Below are 21,338 nucleotides of genomic sequence, written 5' to 3'. Positions count from 1 at the left end.
ATGGGCGGCGCAGGTCGATGCGGTTAAGTCGGTTCGGCAAAACGACGAGGAAATGCTCTTGTGTGATTTGGGGCTGGATAGCATGGACGCGGCAATACGGTTGATCCGGCTAGGGGCGCGGGGAAGGAGTGATCTCAATGGAGTCCGAAGGAAATAAACTGGATAAATCCGAGCGGGTGGATCTCTATTTTGAAAAGGGGTCGATCATTGCCAGTACGAGCATTGCCGCGGCCTACTTTGATGTCACGGCATCGACGCTCAGCAACTGGATGAAGGCGGGTTGCCCGCGTTACAAATACGGTTATTGGGATATCCGAGCGGTAACAGAATGGCGAGCAGTCCAGGAGGGGCGAAAGCTGGCTGACGCCGCAGAAAAAAGTCCGGATAAATTGCCGCCGGCGCAGCAGAAACTTTACTATGAGGCGCTGCTCAAGCAACAGCAGCTGGAGAACGCGCAGCTGCGCAATCGGATTGCGAGCGGCGAATACCTGTCAAAAAAGCAGATTGTGGACGATCTGGCGAAGTATTTTGTGGTCCTCAAACACTCCGTTACCGGCTTAGCCCATGAGCTGGGACAAATGGTTGCCCCCTATCTCGACGTAGACGGCGCGCGGCGAATTGACCAAATACTCAGCGAGCGAGCGCGGGACGCCCTGGAACAGTTGTCAATCACCGGCGTCTATACCGCAAAGGAGGCGGATGAGTCGCAATGATGGGCAAAGGTACGGAGTCCTGGCAGATCCCTGGCTGGATACTGGAGGCGCTGCGGGCATTGCGGCCGCCCGGCAGTCTTACAGTCAGCGAGTGGGCTGACGCAAACCGGGTGCTGTCAAATGGGGAGTCCGCAAAACCTGGCCGATGGCGGACTGATTTTACGCCATATCTTCGGGCGGTTATGGATGCGTTTAACGACCCGGAGGTTGAGGAAATTATCTTTGTCAAGCCGACGCAGGTCGGTGGGACTGAGGCGATGCTCAATATGATGGGCTATGCGATCTGTAACGATCCCGCTCCAATGCTGGTTGTGTATCCGCAGAAGGAGCTGGCAGAGACGGTCAGTGATCATCGTATTCAGCCGATGATCCGCTCCTGCCCGGAACTGCGGCGGCGATTTGACGAAAACAGCAAGCGCATGGATCTCAATTTTACCGGCGGCGTCTACATTGGGATCGTTGGGGCGAATTCCCCGAGCGACTTGGCGAGCCGGCCGGTTAAGAATGTGTTTCTGGATGAGGAGGATAAGTTCCCTGCACGCGCGGGCAAAGAGGCTTCTCCGGCAGCGCTGGCAATGGAACGGCAAAAGACCTATCCGGCCAGCAAAAAGACGATGCGCGCATCGACGCCGGTCTTTGAGGGCGGCCCGATCTGGCAGAGTTGGCTGCGCGCCGATACGCAGATGGAGTGCTTTGTGGCTTGTCCGCATTGTGGGGCGCGATGGACCTTTAAGTTTAAACAGCTCAAATGGCCGGAGGGGGCAACCGAAGAACAGGCCCGCAAACAGGCATTTTACGTTTGCGAGGAGTGCGGGGGCGTAATTACCGAGACGCAGAAAGCGGATATGATTCAGCGCTGCGGATGGAGGCCAACACGGACCAACGGGAGTAAGCGCCGAACTGCATTTAAGCTAAACACCTTTTATTCGCCCTGGGTACGGTTTGGTGATATCGCGGCGGAGTTTATCAAGGATAAGGATTTTCCAGAGCTGCTGCAAAATTTCATCAATTCCTGGCTGGGCGAACCGTTTAAGGAGATCGAGAGCCAGATGGACGCCGAGCAGCTGCTCGAGAGCCGCCAGAGCGTCTATCTGCGCGGGGAGGTTCCACCCGGCGCGGTGATGCTGACAGGCGGCGTCGACGTCCAGAAAAAGAGCTTTTACTGGACGATCCGTGCATGGAAATCCAACATGACAAGTTATAACGTGGCGCACGGGCAGGCGTTTGCCTGGCCGGAAATCGAGGAGGTTATGAACGCTTGGTACCGGGACCGGAACGGCCGGCGCTATCAGGTGAACCTCTGTGCGATCGACTCAGGCGATCAGACTGACGACGTCTATGACTTTTGTGCGATCAACCGGGAGTGGGCTGTCCCAGTCAAGGGATCGTCGAGCCGGATGATCACGAAATACCGGCCGTCAACGATCGACCGGGATGGCATCTCACGCGGAATGACGCTGATTATGGTGGATACCGATTACTACAAAGATATGATTTTCGCTCGGTTTTTCCGGGATGAGGATAACGGTGGCTGGTACCTGCACGATAAATGCGATCCGGAGTATGCCGAGATGGTGACGGCGGAGCAAAAGGTGATTGAGCGTGTGCGCGGACACCTGACGAGCCGCTGGAAACAAAAGGTGACGGGCGGGGATAACCATTATTGGGACTGTGAGGTTTATTGTGCGTGCGCTGCCGACGTCTATGGACTTCGCACGCTGCGCTCAAATCAGGTCCGGCAGGAGCGGCAGGAGGAAACCGCCAAAGCGGAGCCGCTGTCGCGGCAGATACAACCGATGTCGGACGTCTCCTCCGCCCGGCCGCCGGGTACATTTCGCAAACGAAAGAGGTGGATGATATGAGTGATCCCCTACAGGAGCTCAGGGAGCGCCGGGACGGCGTCCTGCTTGCAATCAATAAAATCGAAAACGGAGCGCAGGAATATCGGATCGGCCAGCGGACGGTGAGACGGCCGGATCTGGCAGCACTCTATGCGGAGTACCGCAATTTGTCGGATGAGATCGATCGAAAGAGTCGGCCGCGGTCTACTGTGGCAATTTTGCGCCGAAGGAGGTGAGAAAACTGGAGAAAAGAAAAATGAGCCTGATCGGTCGAATGATCTTGCCCTTTAACCCCAAAGGCGCGCTGCAGTACGAAAAGTACCGTCAACTGGCGCGCAGCATGTATACCGCCGCCGACCAAAGCCCACGCAGTGCAGGATGGACGACGATCAATGCGACGGGCGAGCAAACAAACCAGGCGTCGCGGGATATTGTCCGGGCGCGGTCGCGCGACCTGGAGCGAAACTCGGATGTGCTGGGCGGCGAACTGCTGGCATTGGAGCGCAATGTGATCGGCACCGGGATTGTCCTGCAGGCAAAAGTTCTCGGCGGAGATGGAAAGGAAAATGAGGATCTGAATGAGCAGATCGAAACGCTCTGGAGGGAGTGGTGTCGGCCAGGCAATTGTGAGATCACGGGCAGGCTCAGTCTTTTTGAGGTAGAGACAATGATCGTTCGACGCCGGTTTGTCGACGGCGGGATCCTGATAGTCAAGGTTAAGGACGCTGATAAATTCCAGCTGCAACTGATCGAGGTGGATGATCTGGATTCCACGGTGCAGGCATGCAATGATCACAATGTGATTGGCGGCATCGAGATCGATAAGTTTCGGCGACCGGTGGCTTACCATATCAAGGTTTATGACGCATGGGGATTCCACATCCGAACGGATCGGATCGACGCCAATCGGGTAATTTATCTGCCGTTCCTCTCCCGGTCGAGTCAGGTGAGGGAGTTCCCAATGGCGGCGGCGTCCCTGCCGCGCATCGATGATGTCAATGAGCTTTTGGATTCGGCGGTGGATAAAGAGCGGGTTGTATCACATTTGTCACTTGCGATCGAAAGCGACACCGGGACGATCGGCGGGCTGGTTGGCATGGGGCGCGGTGGAATTGATCTGGCGGGGCAGTCGGAAAGCGAAGGATCGACCGGCGAGCTGCTGGAACAGGGAACGATCGTGCGCCTCAAGCCGGGTGATAAAGTCTCGGTGATCGGGCAGCCGGGCACCAGCTCAACGGTTGATCCGCTGGTTAAAACGACACAGCGCCTTGCCGGCAGCAGCGCGGGCTTGAGTTATGAGGTTGTCTCGCGGGATATGTCTCAGGTCAATTATTCATCGGCGCGGCAAGGGCTATTGGAAGATCAGCGGACATATCGGATCTGGCAAAAATATCTGATCGAGCATTTTTGCGACGTCATCTATTCGGAGTGGCTTGACTGGATGATCCTGACGCGCCGGCTTAATATCTCGGATTACTACAGTCGCCGTGCAGCCTATCAGCGACATATCTGGATCGCTGGAGGATGGGACTGGATCGATCCGCTCAAAGAGGTTTCCGCCAACGCAAAGGCGCTCGAGACAAACCAGACCACCTTGCAGGAGATTTGTGCCAGCAAAGGCAAGGATTACCGGGATATCCTGCGGCAGCGAAAAATTGAGCTGGATCTCATCCGCGAGTTGACGGAAGGTGATGAAAAAGAAATTGAGTGAGGGGGATATGAATGTCAAAAGCAAAGATGCCTGACACGGGCGTAGCAATGTTTCGGTCTGGCGTTTTGGAGCGTAAGGATGTCGAGGGGCAAGAAAATCAATACGAAATATCGTTTTCGAGCGAGGAACCGTATGCTCGCTGGGGGGATGTGGAGGTTTTACTCCATGAGGCGGGCGCGGTGGATCTCAGTCGATTTGAGGATGTCGGGACACTGCTCTTTTCGCACGGGCGCGATCCAAACTATGGCCGTGTGCCTATCGGCAAAGTCATCCGCGCCTGGCTGGACGAATCCGCCCGGAAATGTCGGGCGGTTATCCAGTTTGATGATGAGGATGAAGTCTGCAAACGCCTGCGGTCGAAGCTCGATCAAGGGATGCTCAAAGGTGTTTCGGTCGGATATTCGGTTGGGGCATGGACCCGCTTGGAGCCAGGGCAAAAAAGCGCGGACGGCCGCTTTGTGGGGCCGATGTATATAGCAGCGCAGTGGACGCCGCATGAAATTAGCTTAGAACCGGTGCCGGCCGATCCAACGGTCGGGCTGGGTAAAAATTTTGACAATGAGGAGGATAATCACATGAGTTTAAAAACTGGTAATCCGGCCGCCGCGCCGGAAGGAACTGCAACACCTGGGGCCGTGCCAGCCGCCAATCCCGCACCGGAAGGGGCCGCTGGAGCCCGCTCGCAAGATCCGGCATTGCCTGCGGCAGAACCGACTGACCCGGCAGCTCTTGAGCGTGCCCGCGTCCTAGAGATTAGCAATATGTGCCGCAGTTTTGACATTGACGCCGAGAGTTTTATTCGGGACGGCGTTTCTGTGGCCGACGCCCGTACTGCAGTGCTGGAAAAGCTGCAGCGGCGTGGTGCAAGCAATCCGGTGGATACCGGTGGACGCGGAGAGGTAACGATCGTCAAAGAGGAGATCGACAAGGTCCGTTCTGCGGCGACCGATGGCCTGCTCATGCGCTGCGGGGTATCGGTTGCAAAGCCTGCTGATGGTGCGCGAGAATTCCGCGGGATGAGCCTGCATGATATCGCGGTCGAATGCCTGGTGCGTTCGGGCATTTCCAACGCGCACAGGATGAGCAAGGATGAGCTGCTGAAACGCTCGATGACGCCGGACAGCGCTTTTTCCGCAATCGCATCCGAGGTGGCGAACCGCACGGTTCTTGCGGCACACGAAACCGCGCCGACCACCTTCCAGTATTGGACCAGCAAAGCGACGTCGTCCGATTTCCGGCCGACCGACATCTATGAGATCAGCGCATCGGGCGAGCTGGATGAGATCCCGCAGAACGGCGAATTTAAGGAGGGCAAATTGAGCGACGCACCTGTCGCAACCCGCCGTCTGCTGACCTTCGGCAAAATTGTGTCCTTTACCCGGCAGATGTTTATCAACGATGACATCAGCCTCATCACCCGCACGCTGACCGCATATACACTGGCTTTCCAGCGCGGCATCAACAAGGCAGTATACCAGATTTTGAAAAACAACCCCACCATGCGCGACGGTTATACGCTGTTCAGCGCGAACCACAAAAACCTCGGTACTGGAGCGGTACCTGGGACGGCATCGTTCAGCGAAGCTCGTAAGCTGATGCGCCAGCAGAAGGATCTTGGAGGCGGTGTGACGCTAAATATCTCCCCGTCCTTCGTTCTGGCCAGCTCGGCGGATGAGACTCCGGTTGAGGCGCTGCTTGCCTCCCTGGCTGATCCGAGCTCCAACAATTCCGGGGTTGCGAACGTGTTCCGTAACAAAATGCAGCTGATCGTCGACGCTGAGCTGGATGTTGACAGCGGCGCGCAGCCGTACTACTTCGCGGCCGATCCCCGGCTTGCCGATACAATCGAGGTCAGCTATCTCAATGGTGTCGAGCAGCCGATGGTCGAAATGCAGGCGGACTTTGACACGCTTGGTTTCCGCTACCGGGTGTATGGCGATCGCGGTGTGACGCTGACCGGCTACAGGGGTCTGGTTAAAAATCCGGGTAAATCAAACTGAGTGAGAGGAGGAAATACGGATGGCAACTTATATCCAAAAGGGCGATGCGATCAATTATAAAAACGAGGGATCCGACACGATCAAGTATGGTGATGTGGTCGTTTTGACCGACCGCATCGGGATTGCGGCCTGTGATATCCCGGTAGGGGAAAATGGCGCAATCAGCCTGACAGGTGTCTATGAGGAGGCAGCGGAAAATACGGCAGCATTTACCGCGGGGCAGCAGCTTTATTGGAATGCGACAGACAAAAAGCTGACCGCCACAAAGGCGGAAAGTGGCGCGATCCTGGCGGGCATTGCGATCGAAGCGAAAGCAACGGCCGGCACGAAAGTGCTGTTTCGGCTGTGAGGTGAGACGGATGGTTAAATTGACAAATCCGCTCGCTTACAACGGCCGAATCTATCCGATTGATACCGAGATCGCGCTCCCGGAAGATTTTGAGGACGCGATCCTCCGGGCGGGGAATGCGGTCCGGGTTGTCCGGGATGAGCCCGCCGTCAATCCGGAGGGCAAGGACCCTTCGAAAGATAAGGATCAGCGAGAAGATGAAAATCGGCTGGAAAATCCGGAGGGCCAGCAGGACTTTGAGCTTATGCTTGGACGTTGATGAGGTGGTGCTGTCATGAGCCTGCGAGAACAGTTTGACGAGGATCTTGACATCTTTTTCGACCTGGACGAAATGGCAACGGAGCATGACTTGCAGGGACGCAAGCTGCAGCTGGTGGTGGATAGCGACCAGCTGCAGAAAAACGCCCTGCAGGATCCTGGTGGCATCTTTGATGGAGATTTCCTCTTGTTTGCAAAAACAAGAGATCTCTCCGGTTTACGGATTGCGGCAGGGTCGCTCATTGAGTTGGATGCCCGTCCATATCAGATTTTGAGTGTCATCGATGAGGATGGTGTGACGCAGATCACGCTTTCCGCTGCGCGGGGAGGGAGATGAATTGCAGAAAGACGTCATTTATGCAAATACCGGGCAGCTTGAAAAGATCGCAGATCTCCTCAAGGGATTTCCGAATACGGCCGTAAAAGTGATGAATCGCGTGTTGGTTCGTGCCGAAGGCAGTGTGCGGACCGAGACGGCCCGAATGATTCCAAAAGTTTTTGGAACGAATCAGGCGGAAATCCGAAATGCCCTCAAAGGCCGGAAAGTACGGACGATCATCGGGAAAGCCGGGGTGGGGAGCATCTCAGTCGAGGTGCGCGGCCGCCCCCTTACGGTGATCCGATTTCGCCACACGCCCAGCACGACAGCGGAGCCCAAAAGTCCGAAGGACGCCGGAAAGAAAAAAAGAAGGCGACGCAAGATCCAACCGAAGGTTATGATCTATCGCGGCAAAGGAATGATCCCCCTGGGGCCGGTGCCCGGATCCGATGGAAAATTGAAGCCGGTCTTTGTGGCGAGCACCAACGCAAAATCATCAGAATCTATCCAGCGCATCTTTTTTTACCATACCGGCAAAAAAATCAATGGAAAGGATGGCGAGCGTGAGGAGATGAAAGCTGCCCGAACGCTGTCAATCCCGCAGATGGCTACAAATCCGGAGGTTGCAGAACCTTTGACCGAAAAGCTTAATTCGATCATCGAGAAGCGGTTGATGCATGAGCTTGACTACGCTTTTAACGGACTCGGAACCAATTTGAAGGGCAGTGAGTGAAATGAGATCGGTTGTGACAGCGCTCCAGGATGTGCAAAAATGGCTGACTGACGTCGCCGCAGGGATGGAGTTGCAGCTTCCATCGGAGGATGATCGGATCAGGAGCTATACGCTTACAAATCCATGCGCGCATATAGGGATGATTCCGCCGGGCAGCATTTTGCCGGATTCGACAGTGATCCGGGTTCCCGCTCTCCTTGTGGGTGTTTCGCAGGGGTCGTTTGACGATGACGAGTCTGAGCTGCAGATGACCATCACTGCGATCATTTACGATCCCGGACATCAAACGGACGATGGAGGCAAGCTGCAGACAGAAATGAATTTTGACGGATATATCACTTTGTTGACCGTCCTGGATCATATTTCAATGGCGCTGATGAGAAATCAGGTTATTGATAATTTTTGGCAGATATCGTCACCGGTATCCGTGCAGACTTACGAGACGCAGCCCTGGCCGTATTGGTATGGTCAGATAAGATTTAACATGACGGGAGCGGCGTATCCGCAAACCAGATATAAAAAGGAGTGATTATCCATGAGCGAGTACAGACATGGCGCATATGCCGATCCAGAGAGTACGCGGGATTATGTGTCGCCGCCCGGCGTCGGCACGATTCCGGTCTATGTTGGCCGCGCGCCGGTGCATCAGCTGGCGGATTACGCGGGAAAAACCAATGCGCCGCTGCTGCTGAACAGCTTTAATGATGCGGTCAAGCAGATCGGTTACACGGACAATTGGACGGATTTTGAGCTTTGCGAGGCAGTCTACGCGCATTTTAAAAATAACGTGCAGAGCGTCGGCCCAATTGTCGTGATCAATGCGCTTGACCCGGAAACCGGCAAAAGCGCGTCGCAGAAAAGCGCGACCATAAATTTCAGCAAGCGCAAAGCCTCCATTATTACGAGCAAGGCGATCCTCTCCACGCTGGAGATCTCCGGAAAAGTGGCCGGGACAGATTACGCTGCGGAGTATGCTTCGGATGGTCTGAGCATCCTGATCCGCGACCTCAAGGGAGGGCTCGAATCCGCTGAGGCTACCTATTACGAGGTGGATCCGACTGCGGTGGACGCTGCGGATATTGTTGGTGCTTTGGCGGCAGGGCTACGGCGCGTTTACTATGATCTGCGGGAGGTGCCGACAATTCTCTGCTCTCCGGGGTGGAGCGCAGAGAAAACCGTTTATGAGGCGCTGGTTGCCGCCGCTGAGAAGATCAATGGACACTGGTACGCCTATGTCAATGCGGATCTCGACTGCAAGACGGCAAAGACGATCGATGCAGCGATAACAGCAAAGGAAGCATACGACGTGGAGGCGAGCTCAGCGTCCCTCCTGTGGCCGATGGCAAAGAAAAACAACCGCGCTTACCACTTGAGTACGCTCAATACGGTCACGATGCAGTGGGTAGATCTGGCAAACGACAATATGCCCTTTGAAACGCCGTCCAATAAAAGGGTGGATATCGACTCCCTTTGTCTGGCGGATGGGTCCGCGATACAGTACGATCAGACCGAGGCGAATCGGCTCAACGCTGCCGGGATCGATACGGCAATCTACTGGGAGGGGAGCTGGCGCATGTGGGGACCGCATACGGCGGCCTTTGTCCATGATCAGGAGATGGATCGGCGGGATGTGTTCGACTGCAATGTGCGTATGGTGCATTACGTAATGAACCTTTTCCAGCGCCGCTACGGGAATGAGGTAGACAAGCCCATGCGCCGGGCGCGCAAGGATACCATCCTCAACGATTTTCAGGCGACGCTCGACAGTATGATTGAGTATGGCGCGCTGCTCTCAGGTGAGATCTCCTTTGAGGAGGCGGAAAACTCCCTGGACGATATGGTGCTCGGGAATTTTGTATTTAGCACGGTTGTCAGCAATCCGGTGCCGGGCAAAAATATCACGACAAAAGTCCGTTGGACGGCTGACGGCCTGACTACCATGTTCGGAGGTGGCGAAGAATGAGTCAGAAAGTGATTATAGGTGCGGTCGGCTCGATGGTCGTTGAGGCAAACGGCCATGAGAGCACGAACGTTACCAGCGTAACCTTTTCGGATGTCGAGCGGCCAACGTCCGAAATTAAGGGCGCTGGAATCATGGGAGCATTCGCGCTCCCGATTTCCGGACAGGTGAGTCCGATGACCGCGTCGATCTCGCTGCGTGCGGCCGGAAGCGACAAAAAATATTTTGTCGGGGACAACGTTGATCTTGAGGTCCGCTTTGTCAATGATTGCCGATCGACCGATGGCGCGCTCTTTGTGGCCGGTACAAAAATCTTTATGCGCGGGCATACGACAAAGATCAGTAACGGCAAGGGCGAGCCGGGCAGTACAAGGGATGAGACGATCGAATACTCGGTCGTCCGATATCGGGAGATCGTTGACGGGGAGGAGACATTATTGGTGGATCAGATTGCAAATGTGTTTCGCGTCGGCGGAAAGGACCTGATGGCCACTGTCCGCCGCACCCTGAGATGAGAGGAGCAAAATCATGAACGAAGATAATTTGATGGCATCGCCGGCGATTGGCGAATTTGGTGACGATCCCGAGGGGCTTGACGTCCCCGGCGAGGAGATTTCGGACGAAAATGTACTCAAGCTGCAGATCCCGCTCAAGGCGAACGGTCAGGAATACGATAAGCTCTGCTATGACTTTGAATCGCTCACGGCAAAAGATCTGCATGAGGTCTCGAAGTATCTAAAGCAGGTTGGCAGCACGGTCATGATCCCGGCGTTTGATTACGACTATCAGCTTTGCCTTTTCCACAAGGCGGTCAAGAAAAAAATGCCAAAAATCGCCTTGTCGGACATCCTGCGCATGTCGGGGAGCGACGCCAATCTTGCGACCGGGCTGGCGCGCGCTTTTTTACTCAATACGGATCCGGGCCAGAGGGAATTGGGGGACCTGCTCGAATCCGACGAATAATCGTACAGCTCACCATGAGCACGGCGAACAGTATCGATGTGCTGGCAAATATGCCCCTTACGGATCTGTTTGAGCTGTACGACGCCGTGAGTTTTGAGCTGCAAGCAATCCATGAGGAGCGGGAAAGGCAGGTGAGGGGATGAAAGGAAAAGAGCTGCGCGCCATGATCACGCTGGCGGGATCGATTGATCCGTCACTGCAAAAAGCGCTGATGAAGGCGTCCAGTGAGAGCGCGAAGGCATCCGGAGCAATCGGAAAGCATTGGAAATCGCTCGGAAATGGTATCAAAAACGGCGCAATCGGCCTTGCAAAAGGCGTCGGCACGACGGTTCTGGCATTGGCGACCGCTGCTGCGGTTGCCTTTGGCGCGATGGGCGCAGCGGGCCTCGGTTATGCGAGTGATCTGCAAGAGGTGCAAAACGTCGTAGACAAAACCTTTGTCGAAAGTTCGGCGGTTATCGACGATTTTGCCGCGAGATCGCTGGAGGCCTACGGCCTTACGTCACTTGAGGCGAAAAAATACAGCTCCACGATGGGCGCGATGCTCAAATCCATGGGGCTAACGGGCGACGAAACGCTCATCATGTCCCAAAATTTGGCGGCGCTCTCCGGAGATATGGCCAGCTTTTACAACTTGACCGGCGACGAAGCCTTTGAAAAAATCCGGTCGGGAATCTCCGGAGAAACCGAGCCGCTCAAGCAGCTCGGAATCAACATGAGCGTTGCCAATATGGAGGCATATGCACTCAGCCAGGGAATCCAAACGTCTTACAGCGCAATGACGCAAGCAGAACAGGCGGCGTTGCGATATAATTACCTGCTCTCGGTGACATCCGATGCACAGGGGGATTTTGCGGATACGAGCGACAGTTTTGCAAATCAGCAAAAACTCCTCAAGGCAAACCTGCAGCAGACCTCCGGCGAGATCATGTCAAACATGATGCCTGCCCTTGCAGCAGCCATGAAAGAGGCCAATAAATTTATTCTGAGCCTCGATACGGCCGCTATCGGGCAGTTTGTCGGGGAGCTTGGCAACATGGCGGTCGCATTCATGCCTCTGATCATGGACCTCATGCCGGTGTTTGGTGATTTGCTGTCGATGCTCATGCCTCCACTCTTAGAGCTGGGGCAGATGATCATCCCGATTGTTGTGGATGTTGTCCGGGCGGTCGTACAGGCCGTCGAGCCGCTGATCCCAACCTTCATGAACTTGGTTCAGCTGATTTTGCCGCCGCTCTCCTCACTCCTGCAGGCAGTCGTGCCGTTGGTGTCCTCACTCGCCAGCGTATTTAGTATGGTTCTTGCGCCGGCGCTTAGCCTGGTAAGCTCAATCCTTACTCCAATCTGCGATCTGATCGCGAGCTTTGCGGGGCCTATTGCCGACCTGGCCGGTAAGATTGCAGCCGCTTGGAGCGGTCGCAATGTAGAGGTTGCCGCCGAGGGGATTGAGGACACCCGCGAATACTATGGGCTTTATGCAAAAGGCGGATTCTCAAGTCGGCCGGCGATCTTCGGCGAAGATGGCTTGGAAGCGGCAATCCCGATCAAGCCAGGCAATCCCCGCAGTTTGGGGCTCCTACAGCGCACGGCGCAGCTGCTCGGCGTAAACAATGTCTATAACGCCGACGAGGATGATCGCAAGATCAGCTTTACCTATGCGCCGGTCATCCATACCGAGGGTGATTCGGAGGGCCGGATACAGCAACTGCTGCGAAAAGGCTATGCCGAGATGCGGCAGATGATCGAGGACTTTTTTACCGACAGGGGGCGTTTGGCTTGGGAGTAACGGATGGTTTTGACTATGTAACAATGCAGGGCGACACCTTCGACATTCTTGCGCTTGACGCCTACAATAACGAATTTAAGGCGGTGGAGATTATCCAGGCGAACCCACAGTATGCGGATGTCTTAGTGTTCGACGCGGGCGTGACCTTGCGGATACCATATCTGCAGGAGTCCGCGCCCGCGACCCTGCCGCCGTGGAAGAGGTAAGGCTATGGCAAAGGTGATCTATAACGGCAAGGATATCGCGGCCGATGTCGAGATCGCGGTGCTCAACGTAAGCGACAGCTGCGGCGATCAGGTGGATGCAATCGAGGCCGTGTTTGTTGACAGCGAAGGCCAATGGAGCGGATGGAATCCGCGAAAGGGGGATACTCTGGATATTGAGCAGGACGGATATCGGTCCGGCCTTATGTGGATCGATCAGATTCGGCAGGATGGGGATCGATTGGCGCTCGGAGCGGTGAGTATCCCTCCGGATGGAAAAACCAGGCGCTCAAAGACCTGGGAAAATATCAACCTGCTCACACTAGCGGCGGAAAAGGCCGCGATCTATGGATTGAGTGCATCCTTTTATGGCGTGCAGGCAATCCCTTATGCCCGCGTGGATCAGGTTGGACGGGGGGACTTTGGCTTTCTGCAGGAGCGCGCCCGTCTGGAGGGCTGTACCATGAAGATCACCGACAATAAATTGGTGCTATATAGTGATGTCTATATGGAGGGGCAGCCGGCCGCAAAACGGATTGATCCGTCGCTTTTCTGCTCGCCTCCAGTTTTTGATAATACAGCCGGAAAAACATACAGCAGCTGCACGGTCAGCTGGGGAGCGATAGGGGCGACCGTTACCGCTCCCAGATTTTTAGGGCCGGAGCTGGTCGTGACGGATGTTCCGGTCAGCTCGATTGGAGAGGCGCAGCGCTTTGCAAAAAACCTGCTACGCTACAGTAACAAGCGGGAGACGGTTGGGCGAATCTCGGTCCTGCTCGACATCTCAATTACCGGCGGAAACGTGCTGGAGATCTCCGGAATGGGCTTGAGTGACGGTCGTTATTTTGTGGAGCTGGCAACACACGACTTTGCGGAGCAGATCAGTACATTTACGCTGCATAAGTGCTTGGAGGGATAGCGCATGACGGTTGAGGGGACAGTGCTTACGTCTGCAGGAGGGCGTTATCGTGTGAACGTTGCGGGAAACAAATCAGCCGAAATACCGGCTCTGCTCAGCGCCTACCGGTTGCAGATTGATTTCGAGGCAAAAAAATGGGAGGAGCTGCCGCCGCAGGTAGGGGATCGGGTGCTCTGTATCTTTCCGGGCAGCGCATACCGTGACGGCTGGATCGTCGGAATTTTGGAGGGCTGATTATGCAGGTCGGAAAATTTGGATCGAAGGTTTTTGAGGTGGGATCCAATAGGATACTGACCTTTACCGACCTGTCGATCAGCGGGACGCTGAGCACAACCAGCGAGGAGGCTACGCAGGGGAAGAAACCGGCAACAAAGGTAAAATCGCCGAGCGCCCTGAAAGTGTCCATGACACTTTATCTCAATGCGGCACTGGGGGTAAATGTGCAGTCGGAGGTTGAGTCCTGGATGTCAATCAAGGATGCCGGGAAAGCTTATCCGCTGATTATCTGCGGGAAGGCGGTCAGCGTCAATAAATTCCTCCTGACGAGCTGCAAGGAAAAGGTTATAGAGGTGCTTCGATCGGGTAGGAATCCGGTGTTGGGAATTGTGGAGCTGTCGCTGGACTTTCTCGAGTCACCGCCGCCAGGTGTTCAGCCGGCAGCCGCTGCGGCGGCCGGCACATCCAGTAGAAACTCGGCGATATCAATCAATAATGCATATAGCATGCCAACCGCCGCGGAAAAATCGGATCTCAAACGCGAGAATGCCGGGATGGGGGCGTTTATGAGATGATCGTTGTATCGAGCGTCGAACAAATTGACTGGTACGCCAAAGGCAAAGACCGGATCGCGCAGAATGTGCGCAACCTGATCAATACATTTCGGTATGAGGTGGCGTATCATCGAACGATGGGCCTGCCAGCTGACGTCATCGATCGTCCGACGCCGGAAGCAATGGCGGAGCTGTCTGTGGAGGTTTGGCAGCTGATCGCGCGGTACGAACCGCGGGCAAACGTCCAAAATGTTACCTGCACGCCGGACGAATCCGGCGAAATCAAAATTGAGGTGGTGCTTGCATGATCCGCTTTATTGATGTTGCGGACCCCGAAAAAAAACTTGCAGAGGTGATTGCCCGATACGAAGAAAAAACGGGCGAAACACTGATGCCCGGAGACGAGCACTACATTTTTTTGGCGCAGCAGGTGCAGGTATGGGCAGATCTCATCGAGGAGCTCAATTATACGGCCAACCGAAATCTGCTGCGCTACATGGACGGGGAGCTGCTGGATGAATACGGCGGTCAATTTGACGTGCCGAGGCTTGCCGCGAAGTATGCAACTGTAAAGCTCAAATTTCAGCTGATGGCGGCCTTGTCGTTTGATGTTACGATTCCGTCCGGTGTCCGGGTGACGCCGGACGGACAGCTCAATTTTATCGTGCTGGAGGATGCGGTTATTGAGGCGGGCGATACGGCCGTTGAGGTTGGAGCGATTGCCGAGGAGGCCGGGAGCAAATACAATGGATTTTTACCGGGACAGATCCAAAATATTGTTGACGTCAACCTGGTTGGGAATATCGACAGTGTGACCAATATCACTACCAGCGTCGGCGGATCGGACGTTGAATCGGACGCTCATTATCGGGAGCGAATCCCGATGATGTGGGAGTCGATCTCAACCTGCGGGTCGAAGGAGGGTTATGAATATTGGGCGCGAGGATCATCGCCCGTGATTGTGGATGTTGAGGCGGTCAGTAATGCGGACAGCGAAATAACTCTTTACGTGCTCATGCAAAACGCGGACACGCCCTCGCAAGAAATCCTCGATAGCGTTTTAAGTGCAACCTCAGCCAAAAAACGCAGGCCGCTTACTGATCACGTGCAGGCTCAGGGGGCGACACAAAAGAGCTACAACATTACGCTGAGCTATTACATCAACAGTGCTGACGCGACCAATGAGGCAAAAATCAAAACGGCCGTCGATGCCGCCATAAACGATTTTATCGGCGCACAAAAAGCACAGCTCGGCGGGAACTTAAATCCGGATGATCTGCGCAAAGCGATCCTGATTGCAGGCGGATACCGGATCGATATTACCGAGCCGGCCTACACCGAGTTGCAGCCGCAGGAGGTGGCGGTTGCAGGCACTGTGACGGTGACATATGGAGGTCTGCTCTGATGATGAGGTTAAAGGATCTGGATTTGCTTGCACTGCAGACCGCTTATATGCAAAGAGATCTTGTGACACAAGCGACCTGCTATGCGCTCGAACCGCTCTGGAGGGAGATTGACGAAAAAATGGTGAGCCTGCTCATCTACCCTCGCATTAGCGAGCTGTCTGGAGAGGTGCTGGATGAGTTGGCCTGGCAGTACCATGTCGATGGTTACGATGCGACGGCCAGCGACATCGAAAAGCGGAGGATGATTTTGGACAGCCCAACGATCCATCGGTATAAAGGGACCGTATATGCGGTGGAGCAGATAATCGCAGCGGTATTTGGCGATCAGGGAAAAGTGACCGAGTGGTTTGATTATGGCGGCAGTCCGTATCACTTCAAGGTTGAGGTTTACTGCATCGATCGTGGAGCGGGAGAGGCCGATATCTTGCGTGCCGAGCAGCTTGTAAATGTAGCAAAAAATCTGCGGTCAATCTTGGATGAGATACGGCTGATTCTGGTGGGATCGGCAAAAATCGCGCTTGCGGCAGCCAGTATCCAGAGTGAGACAGTGACCGTCTATCCAATGGGGAGTGTGGATTGATATGGCAGAGACTTATATGACTTTAACGACCAATGCCTGTGACGCCGCAGTTGCGGCCGCGCTTGCGACCGGAGCGACTGTAACCTTTAAATATCTGGCCGTTGGTGATGGCGGCGGCAGTTATTACGAACCTGCAAAGGATCAAACGGCGCTGCGTGGAGAAAAATGGCGTGGAGAGTGCGTCGTGTCTCGCGATCCGGGAAACGCAAAACGGGTTATCATTACCGCGTCGATTCCTTCGAGCGTCGGAGGTTTTCAGGTGCGCGAGGCGGGCGTATTTTTGGCGGATGGAACAATGATGGTCGCATCAAAGCAGCCGCTTTCAGACAAGGTTGCGCCTTCCTCTGGAGCAGGTAAGGATATGACGATCCAGCTGTATGTGGAGGTCGTTGATCAGATCGCCGTCACTATTACCATTAATCCATCAGCTCAATGGGCGCCGCTCCAGGATTTTAACGCGCATGTCGAGAATATGGATATCCATACGACAGCGGCTGAAAAATCTGCAATAAATACGCATTTAACGGATGAGGTGAGGCACATATCGGCAACCGAACGGCAGACGTGGAATGGCAAAGCCGAAACCGCAACCTATACTACCACACTCCCCGCCGCAGGCTGGCAAGGTGCAGCGGCACCTTACACGCAGACGGTTAACGTCTCCGGAATCCTCGTAACGGATACGCCGCACTACACCGCAGTGTACAGCGGGACGAACGACCAGAAGATCGCGCAGCAGGAGGCGTGGAGCATGGTCAGCGAGGACAGCACGGCAAACGGATCAATCACGTTTGTCTGCTTTGAGGATAAGCCAGAGGTCGATTTGGCCTTGCAATTGGAGGTGATCCGATAATGGCAAGAGGATATTTTCACGGTCAAAAAGGCGGCGGAAAAGCCTTTGATATCTTAAACTTCCCGCTGTCTGTTCAGCCGGAGCAGCCGACTGCGAAAGCGGTTGGGCACGTGTGGGTCAAGCTGACGGCTGACGAGGCCGCGCAGATTACACACGTTGTCATGGACGACGCGATCCGCCTGAACTACACGGACGGATACCTGATCTTCAAGCTGCCGGATGCGGGAGCTGGATATGAGTCGATAACGCAGCCAAAAAAGACCACATCGGGCGGGAAACTGCCCTTTGCGTTTTTGCATCAGCCGGAGACAATTCCAGAATGGCAGACTGGATACACAGAGGAAATTGCGGATATCAAATACCCGTGGCCGAGCGTCAAATATCGGCTGGGAGGAAGCCTGAAACCCGCAGAAGCTTTTGCATGGGACGGTGTTCAGTGGGTGCAGTTCAGCTTCGTAGAGGCATTTTTATTTATTGCAATGAATGCGAGCCCCTATATCGCCATGTATGACGTAGCCAATTATCCGCCAACAAGAGGTCTTATAGACAGCGCACCTGATGATACGCCTGATGCTATTGCCGTATCCAGTGATAAAAAATATGTAATACCTATATTTAATTCGGGTAGTACATCTGCTGCAAACTATACATTTACATGCTTTCATCCAGTTGAGAACGGGTTATCTCAATTATTTAAACAGAAACTATCGCTAAATACGTCAGCTGAAATAAGAAGTGTTGGTTTTTTATACGACTCACATGTTTTAGTTGTGTGCAGTAGTGGGTCGTCATCAGGCAGCTCTTTTTATCTTAGATTTTACCAGATAACGGACTCTGGAGTAACAGCAATTGCAAATCGTTCTTTCTCCGCAAGTAATTCCGATGGCGCAAAACGCATGTGCCCATCACCTGTAGACCCTTACATTGCGGTCACAGTTCGCAATGGTGTTCGCATTTACTCCTATGATGACAATTTTAACTGTACCCAGCTGTACAAAGATGACAGCTCCAGTACGATTGGCGGTACGACAAATACCACGCGAGAAGTAGGTTTCAGCCCAGACGGTAAATATGTATTTGCTTTTACTGGATATGAGGGGGAGACGCTAAAAATACTAAAGATCTCTGCGGGAACAGTTACGCTGCTATTCACAAAAACAGGCTTTGATAGCGGATATCACTATGCGGCATTTACAAAGGACAATCAATACTTAGTTACATGGGGTGGAGGGCTATCGATACAGGTGTGGACATTTTCAGAAGCTGGGTTGTCTCTCTCTGACACGGATAATCAAATCGGATTTTTTGGAAGGCTTTGTATGGTGAATGATGTTCTGTTTATCGCAACCTCATCTAAAACCATATATGCTAAAAAAGTTGAAAACGGTCACTTGATAAGCGACGGCGGTTATAATGGATTGCTTTCTGGTGTCGTCTTGGAAGGGACTGCAAAAGAGGCGGATATTTACCCCCGTGTGTTATAGGAGGGATGAGAAGTGTATTATCAATACGATTCGCGCAGCGAAATTGTCAAAAAATCCGTTGATCATTTTGAGGGGGCAAACTGCCACCATGACACGGATTTCGACCTCGAAAACTTTCGCATAGTGGTTGGTTCGGTAGCTGAAGATGGACTGATCCTCTCGGTTACGAGGCTGGCCCGGCCCGCGCTGACCATCTACCAAAATGGGCAGCGGCAGCTTGACGAAACGCGCCGGACATTGGAACAGGAGATCACAAATTCCGACCTTGCACTGATGGCCGCAGAAAAGGAGATCACCGACCGAGACTTGCAATTGATGGAGGTGCAGAGCCAATGAGGACATATACCTATGACACGATCGCCGCGCTGTACGCGGGCGGCGGTATCACCGACGCGCAGCTTGATGGCACCGGGGCAGAGCCGGGCAGTTTTAACGAGACGCACAATCTGGTTGCGCAATTGAGCTGGTTTACCCAGGAGCAGGCCAATGCGATCCGGGCGGGAGCGGTTGATCCAGCACTTGCCGCCCTACAGGAGCAGTTACGGCAGGCAGAGGAAAACGAGCAGATCATCACAGGAGGTGTACCGGCATGATGACACGAGATCAGGCAATTAATTTTCGTCGGAATATGGAAAAACAGGCCATGTTTGCGCCGGATGATGTGGCGGTTGCGCAGCCTGCATCCTACCCGGTCTGGTCGCCGGATGCGGTCAATTACTATGACGGGATGACAGACAGCAAGCATCCCCAGAGTAAGGTGCGCGGACGCACACACCCGGACAGGCTCTATAAGTGTACGGCCCCGCATACATCGCAAGAGAGCTGGGAGCCTGACGCGACTCCCGCACTCTGGACGGTGATCGACGAGACGCACGCGGGGACTGTGGATGATCCCGTCCCGGCAACACGCGGCATGGAGTATACCTACGGCCTGTACTACCTCGACGGCGAGGACGGCAACATCTATCTCTGCGAGCGCAGCGGGGCGGCTCCGGGCGACAAGATCACCCTGCAATATCTGCCGCATGAGCTGGTGGGACAGTATTTTACACTTTACACACCCGAGACTGTATAAGGAGGATCAAGATGGATTTTAAAGAGTTTTTCACATGGGAATATATCGCAACCTTTGCGGGGTGCATGGCCTGCACCGGCGTAATTACCCAGTTTATTAAGAACTGGCTGGACAGTCTCGTACATATCCCGACGCAGCTGCTTGCCTACCTTGTGGCCCTTGTGGTGCTGCTGGCGGCGCAGGGCTTCACGGGGGCGCTCACGCCGTCGATGGCGGCGCTTGACCTGCTTAACGCTGTGCTGATCGCCACGGCGGCCAGCGGCGCCTACGATGGGATCAAGCGGATTGGTGGCGGCAATGGCTGACGTTGTGGCGCGCGGGATCGACGTATCCTATGCGCAAGGCATAATCGATTGGCCTAAGGTGGCAAAAGCCGTTGATTTTGCGCTTATCCGGGCGACTGCAACCTATCCGCATAACGGGAAATCCGGCATTGATACCAGATGGGCCAGAAATATCGACTGCGCTGTCGCCGCTGGAGTGCCTTACGGCATCTATCATTACAGTTATGCGCTGACTGTTGACGAAGTGAAAAAAGAGGCGGAGCATTTTTTGTCGACCATCAAGGGGTTAAAGCCGGAGTATCCGGTTGCCTTTGATTTTGAGGATGAGCGGCAGGTTGGTAACGCAAAGGCAGGTATTCCGGCTCTGCCGCTGTCTTTGCAGATGGACATTATCGACGCATGGATGAAAGCGGCGGAGGCGGCGGGATACTATGCGGTGCTCTATATGTCCGCCTCTCCCATGTCGCTGTTGCTGAGCGCTCACCCAGACCGGATGAGGGCATATGATCGGTGGGTTGCTCATGTCAACACGGACAAGCCGATGGTGAGTGGAGGAATCTGGCAATACAGCTGGTGGGGCAAGATTGATGGGATATCTGGAGATGTTGACCTTGACTATGCCTATCAGGATTATCCGGCGATCATCAAACGGGCAGGGCGTAATGGCTGGGGCGCACAGAGGCCGCAGGACGGGCCGGACTATGCGGCGCTATACGAATCCGTAGTGGCCGAGCGGGACGCGATCCAGGCCGATTATAACGGCCTGATATCTGATTTACAGATGCTTATGAATAAGTATAAGGGGTGAGCCGATGTCGTGCGAAAACTGCCAGCTTGAGAAACGGGTGGATGCGTTGGAAAAGGACAGCTTGCGCAATCAAAACACACATAGAGAGTTTTACAATCGTTTTGAGGAGCTAAAAATCGATGCGGCGGGCAGTCGAAAAGACTACCAGACGATTATGGCAACGCTGGCAGAGGTCAAGAGCGACGTTAAGGAGCTAAAGGACAAGCCTGCAAAACGCTGGGACCAGGTTGTGGGGATCATCCTGCAATGGGCGATCGTCGGCCTGCTGGCGGCAAATACATTTATCAAATAACAAAGACGGACCAACCGGTTATTTCGGCTGG

The 21,338-nt window shown here is 54.4% G+C and carries 29 protein-coding genes; all 29 read left to right on the top strand.

The window, feature by feature from the left end:
* Positions 1-137: 137 nt before the first annotated feature.
* The 29 genes from DWV16_RS16070 to DWV16_RS15930 all read left to right on the top strand — a co-directional run bounded on the left by DWV16_RS16070 (position 138) and on the right by DWV16_RS15930 (position 21,307).
* Positions 138-713, top strand: coding sequence for a hypothetical protein (locus tag DWV16_RS16070; protein ID WP_118480283.1), 576 nt, complete (start codon positions 138-140; stop codon positions 711-713).
* Positions 710-2,575, top strand: a complete 1,866-nt coding sequence (locus DWV16_RS16065) for a phage terminase large subunit family protein (RefSeq protein ID WP_118480282.1) — start codon at positions 710-712, stop codon at positions 2,573-2,575. Before DWV16_RS16070 ends, DWV16_RS16065 begins: the two co-directional genes overlap by 4 nt.
* A complete protein-coding gene (locus DWV16_RS16060) occupies positions 2,572-2,790 on the top strand; it encodes a hypothetical protein (protein WP_118480281.1) in 219 nt (72 codons plus the stop codon). The genes DWV16_RS16065 and DWV16_RS16060 overlap by 4 nt, the downstream gene beginning before the upstream one ends.
* 20 nt (positions 2,791-2,810) lie before the next feature.
* Positions 2,811-4,265, top strand: coding sequence for a phage portal protein (locus tag DWV16_RS16055; RefSeq protein WP_118480279.1), 1,455 nt, complete (start codon positions 2,811-2,813; stop codon positions 4,263-4,265).
* A gap of 11 nt (positions 4,266-4,276) precedes the next feature.
* Positions 4,277-6,265: a prohead protease/major capsid protein fusion protein gene (locus DWV16_RS16050; protein WP_118480277.1), complete on the top strand. Its 1,989-nt coding sequence runs from the start codon at positions 4,277-4,279 to the stop codon at positions 6,263-6,265.
* Between the two features lie 19 nt (positions 6,266-6,284).
* Positions 6,285-6,614 carry a DUF2190 family protein gene (locus tag DWV16_RS16045; RefSeq protein WP_118480276.1) on the top strand — a complete coding sequence of 110 codons (330 nt, stop codon included), beginning with the start codon at positions 6,285-6,287 and terminating at the stop codon, positions 6,612-6,614.
* 10 nt (positions 6,615-6,624) lie between these two features.
* Positions 6,625-6,873 (top strand): hypothetical protein, encoded by a 249-nt coding sequence (locus DWV16_RS16040; RefSeq protein ID WP_118480274.1) that lies wholly within the window; start codon positions 6,625-6,627, stop codon positions 6,871-6,873.
* A 15-nt stretch (positions 6,874-6,888) separates the two neighbouring features.
* Positions 6,889-7,209: a hypothetical protein gene (locus DWV16_RS16035; protein WP_118480272.1), complete on the top strand. Its 321-nt coding sequence runs from the start codon at positions 6,889-6,891 to the stop codon at positions 7,207-7,209.
* 1 nt (position 7,210) lies between these two features.
* Positions 7,211-7,924 carry a hypothetical protein gene (locus DWV16_RS16030; protein WP_118480270.1) on the top strand — a complete coding sequence of 238 codons (714 nt, stop codon included), beginning with the start codon at positions 7,211-7,213 and terminating at the stop codon, positions 7,922-7,924.
* Positions 7,925-7,937: 13 nt separating this feature from the next.
* Positions 7,938-8,453, top strand: a complete 516-nt coding sequence (locus DWV16_RS16025) for a hypothetical protein (RefSeq protein ID WP_147349482.1) — start codon at positions 7,938-7,940, stop codon at positions 8,451-8,453.
* A gap of 6 nt (positions 8,454-8,459) precedes the next feature.
* Positions 8,460-9,887: a phage tail sheath protein gene (locus DWV16_RS16020; protein WP_118480266.1), complete on the top strand. Its 1,428-nt coding sequence runs from the start codon at positions 8,460-8,462 to the stop codon at positions 9,885-9,887.
* Positions 9,884-10,399 carry a phage major tail tube protein gene (locus DWV16_RS16015; protein WP_118480264.1) on the top strand — a complete coding sequence of 172 codons (516 nt, stop codon included), beginning with the start codon at positions 9,884-9,886 and terminating at the stop codon, positions 10,397-10,399. The genes DWV16_RS16020 and DWV16_RS16015 overlap by 4 nt, the downstream gene beginning before the upstream one ends.
* 13 nt (positions 10,400-10,412) lie before the next feature.
* The gene (locus DWV16_RS16010; protein WP_118480262.1) at positions 10,413-10,847 is read left to right on the top strand and encodes a hypothetical protein; all 435 of its coding nucleotides are present in this window, start codon (positions 10,413-10,415) and stop codon (positions 10,845-10,847) included.
* 139 nt (positions 10,848-10,986) lie between these two features.
* The gene (locus DWV16_RS16005) at positions 10,987-12,633 is read left to right on the top strand and encodes a hypothetical protein (protein WP_118480260.1); all 1,647 of its coding nucleotides are present in this window, start codon (positions 10,987-10,989) and stop codon (positions 12,631-12,633) included.
* Entirely contained in the window at positions 12,624-12,839 is a 216-nt protein-coding gene (locus tag DWV16_RS16000; protein WP_243007349.1) for a tail protein X, read from the top strand. Before DWV16_RS16005 ends, DWV16_RS16000 begins: the two co-directional genes overlap by 10 nt.
* 4 nt (positions 12,840-12,843) lie before the next feature.
* Positions 12,844-13,755: a phage late control D family protein gene (locus tag DWV16_RS15995; protein ID WP_118480258.1), complete on the top strand. Its 912-nt coding sequence runs from the start codon at positions 12,844-12,846 to the stop codon at positions 13,753-13,755.
* 51 nt (positions 13,756-13,806) lie between these two features.
* The gene (locus DWV16_RS15990) at positions 13,807-13,989 is read left to right on the top strand and encodes a hypothetical protein (RefSeq protein ID WP_118480256.1); all 183 of its coding nucleotides are present in this window, start codon (positions 13,807-13,809) and stop codon (positions 13,987-13,989) included.
* Between the two features lie 2 nt (positions 13,990-13,991).
* On the top strand, positions 13,992-14,546 hold the full coding sequence (locus DWV16_RS15985; RefSeq protein WP_118480254.1) for a hypothetical protein: 555 nt from the start codon (positions 13,992-13,994) through the stop codon (positions 14,544-14,546).
* Positions 14,543-14,833 carry a GPW/gp25 family protein gene (locus tag DWV16_RS15980; RefSeq protein WP_118480252.1) on the top strand — a complete coding sequence of 97 codons (291 nt, stop codon included), beginning with the start codon at positions 14,543-14,545 and terminating at the stop codon, positions 14,831-14,833. The genes DWV16_RS15985 and DWV16_RS15980 overlap by 4 nt, the downstream gene beginning before the upstream one ends.
* Positions 14,830-15,930 carry a baseplate J/gp47 family protein gene (locus DWV16_RS15975; protein ID WP_118480250.1) on the top strand — a complete coding sequence of 367 codons (1,101 nt, stop codon included), beginning with the start codon at positions 14,830-14,832 and terminating at the stop codon, positions 15,928-15,930. Before DWV16_RS15980 ends, DWV16_RS15975 begins: the two co-directional genes overlap by 4 nt.
* Complete coding sequence (locus tag DWV16_RS15970) at positions 15,930-16,511, top strand: phage tail protein I (protein ID WP_118480248.1); 582 nt, start codon at positions 15,930-15,932, stop codon at positions 16,509-16,511. Before DWV16_RS15975 ends, DWV16_RS15970 begins: the two co-directional genes overlap by 1 nt.
* A gap of 1 nt (position 16,512) precedes the next feature.
* Positions 16,513-17,364 carry a phage tail protein gene (locus DWV16_RS15965; RefSeq protein WP_118480246.1) on the top strand — a complete coding sequence of 284 codons (852 nt, stop codon included), beginning with the start codon at positions 16,513-16,515 and terminating at the stop codon, positions 17,362-17,364.
* Positions 17,364-18,848, top strand: a complete 1,485-nt coding sequence (locus DWV16_RS15960) for a WD40 repeat domain-containing protein (RefSeq protein WP_118480244.1) — start codon at positions 17,364-17,366, stop codon at positions 18,846-18,848. Before DWV16_RS15965 ends, DWV16_RS15960 begins: the two co-directional genes overlap by 1 nt.
* 12 nt (positions 18,849-18,860) lie before the next feature.
* Entirely contained in the window at positions 18,861-19,184 is a 324-nt protein-coding gene (locus DWV16_RS15955; RefSeq protein WP_118480242.1) for a hypothetical protein, read from the top strand.
* Entirely contained in the window at positions 19,181-19,441 is a 261-nt protein-coding gene (locus DWV16_RS15950) for a hypothetical protein (protein ID WP_118480240.1), read from the top strand. Before DWV16_RS15955 ends, DWV16_RS15950 begins: the two co-directional genes overlap by 4 nt.
* Positions 19,438-19,923 (top strand): carbohydrate-binding protein, encoded by a 486-nt coding sequence (locus tag DWV16_RS15945; RefSeq protein ID WP_118480238.1) that lies wholly within the window; start codon positions 19,438-19,440, stop codon positions 19,921-19,923. Before DWV16_RS15950 ends, DWV16_RS15945 begins: the two co-directional genes overlap by 4 nt.
* Before the next feature lie 11 nt (positions 19,924-19,934).
* On the top strand, positions 19,935-20,228 hold the full coding sequence (locus DWV16_RS15940; RefSeq protein ID WP_066453678.1) for a hypothetical protein: 294 nt from the start codon (positions 19,935-19,937) through the stop codon (positions 20,226-20,228).
* Positions 20,221-21,015 carry a glycoside hydrolase family 25 protein gene (locus tag DWV16_RS15935; protein ID WP_158572943.1) on the top strand — a complete coding sequence of 265 codons (795 nt, stop codon included), beginning with the start codon at positions 20,221-20,223 and terminating at the stop codon, positions 21,013-21,015. The genes DWV16_RS15940 and DWV16_RS15935 overlap by 8 nt, the downstream gene beginning before the upstream one ends.
* 4 nt (positions 21,016-21,019) lie before the next feature.
* A complete protein-coding gene (locus DWV16_RS15930; RefSeq protein WP_066452706.1) occupies positions 21,020-21,307 on the top strand; it encodes a hypothetical protein in 288 nt (95 codons plus the stop codon).
* Positions 21,308-21,338: the final 31 nt, after the last annotated feature.

The sequence above is a fragment of the Anaerotruncus sp. AF02-27 genome (genome assembly GCF_003465835.1).
GTDB classification, from domain to species: domain Bacteria; phylum Bacillota; class Clostridia; order Oscillospirales; family Ruminococcaceae; genus Anaerotruncus; species Anaerotruncus rubiinfantis.
This window is presented reverse-complemented; position numbering and strand designations above follow the sequence as displayed.

Excerpts from the sequence above, each read along its gene's own strand:
- DWV16_RS16070 (WP_118480283.1), top strand. The coding sequence starts at position 138 with ATGGAGTCCGAAGGAAATAAACTGGATAAATCCGAGCGGGTGGATCTC.
- DWV16_RS16065 (WP_118480282.1), top strand. The coding sequence starts at position 710 with ATGATGGGCAAAGGTACGGAGTCCTGGCAGATCCCTGGCTGGATACTG.
- DWV16_RS16060 (WP_118480281.1), top strand. The coding sequence starts at position 2,572 with ATGAGTGATCCCCTACAGGAGCTCAGGGAGCGCCGGGACGGCGTCCTG.
- DWV16_RS16055 (WP_118480279.1), top strand. The coding sequence starts at position 2,811 with ATGAGCCTGATCGGTCGAATGATCTTGCCCTTTAACCCCAAAGGCGCG.
- DWV16_RS16050 (WP_118480277.1), top strand. The coding sequence starts at position 4,277 with ATGTCAAAAGCAAAGATGCCTGACACGGGCGTAGCAATGTTTCGGTCT.
- DWV16_RS16045 (WP_118480276.1), top strand. The coding sequence starts at position 6,285 with ATGGCAACTTATATCCAAAAGGGCGATGCGATCAATTATAAAAACGAG.
- DWV16_RS16040 (WP_118480274.1), top strand. The coding sequence starts at position 6,625 with ATGGTTAAATTGACAAATCCGCTCGCTTACAACGGCCGAATCTATCCG.
- DWV16_RS16035 (WP_118480272.1), top strand. The coding sequence starts at position 6,889 with ATGAGCCTGCGAGAACAGTTTGACGAGGATCTTGACATCTTTTTCGAC.
- DWV16_RS16020 (WP_118480266.1), top strand. The coding sequence starts at position 8,460 with ATGAGCGAGTACAGACATGGCGCATATGCCGATCCAGAGAGTACGCGG.
- DWV16_RS16015 (WP_118480264.1), top strand. The coding sequence starts at position 9,884 with ATGAGTCAGAAAGTGATTATAGGTGCGGTCGGCTCGATGGTCGTTGAG.
- DWV16_RS16010 (WP_118480262.1), top strand. The coding sequence starts at position 10,413 with ATGAACGAAGATAATTTGATGGCATCGCCGGCGATTGGCGAATTTGGT.
- DWV16_RS16005 (WP_118480260.1), top strand. The coding sequence starts at position 10,987 with ATGAAAGGAAAAGAGCTGCGCGCCATGATCACGCTGGCGGGATCGATT.
- DWV16_RS15995 (WP_118480258.1), top strand. The coding sequence starts at position 12,844 with ATGGCAAAGGTGATCTATAACGGCAAGGATATCGCGGCCGATGTCGAG.
- DWV16_RS15985 (WP_118480254.1), top strand. The coding sequence starts at position 13,992 with ATGCAGGTCGGAAAATTTGGATCGAAGGTTTTTGAGGTGGGATCCAAT.
- DWV16_RS15980 (WP_118480252.1), top strand. The coding sequence starts at position 14,543 with ATGATCGTTGTATCGAGCGTCGAACAAATTGACTGGTACGCCAAAGGC.
- DWV16_RS15975 (WP_118480250.1), top strand. The coding sequence starts at position 14,830 with ATGATCCGCTTTATTGATGTTGCGGACCCCGAAAAAAAACTTGCAGAG.
- DWV16_RS15970 (WP_118480248.1), top strand. The coding sequence starts at position 15,930 with ATGATGAGGTTAAAGGATCTGGATTTGCTTGCACTGCAGACCGCTTAT.
- DWV16_RS15965 (WP_118480246.1), top strand. The coding sequence starts at position 16,513 with ATGGCAGAGACTTATATGACTTTAACGACCAATGCCTGTGACGCCGCA.
- DWV16_RS15960 (WP_118480244.1), top strand. The coding sequence starts at position 17,364 with ATGGCAAGAGGATATTTTCACGGTCAAAAAGGCGGCGGAAAAGCCTTT.
- DWV16_RS15950 (WP_118480240.1), top strand. The coding sequence starts at position 19,181 with ATGAGGACATATACCTATGACACGATCGCCGCGCTGTACGCGGGCGGC.
- DWV16_RS15945 (WP_118480238.1), top strand. The coding sequence starts at position 19,438 with ATGATGACACGAGATCAGGCAATTAATTTTCGTCGGAATATGGAAAAA.
- DWV16_RS15940 (WP_066453678.1), top strand. The coding sequence starts at position 19,935 with ATGGATTTTAAAGAGTTTTTCACATGGGAATATATCGCAACCTTTGCG.
- DWV16_RS15935 (WP_158572943.1), top strand. The coding sequence starts at position 20,221 with ATGGCTGACGTTGTGGCGCGCGGGATCGACGTATCCTATGCGCAAGGC.
- DWV16_RS15930 (WP_066452706.1), top strand. The coding sequence starts at position 21,020 with ATGTCGTGCGAAAACTGCCAGCTTGAGAAACGGGTGGATGCGTTGGAA.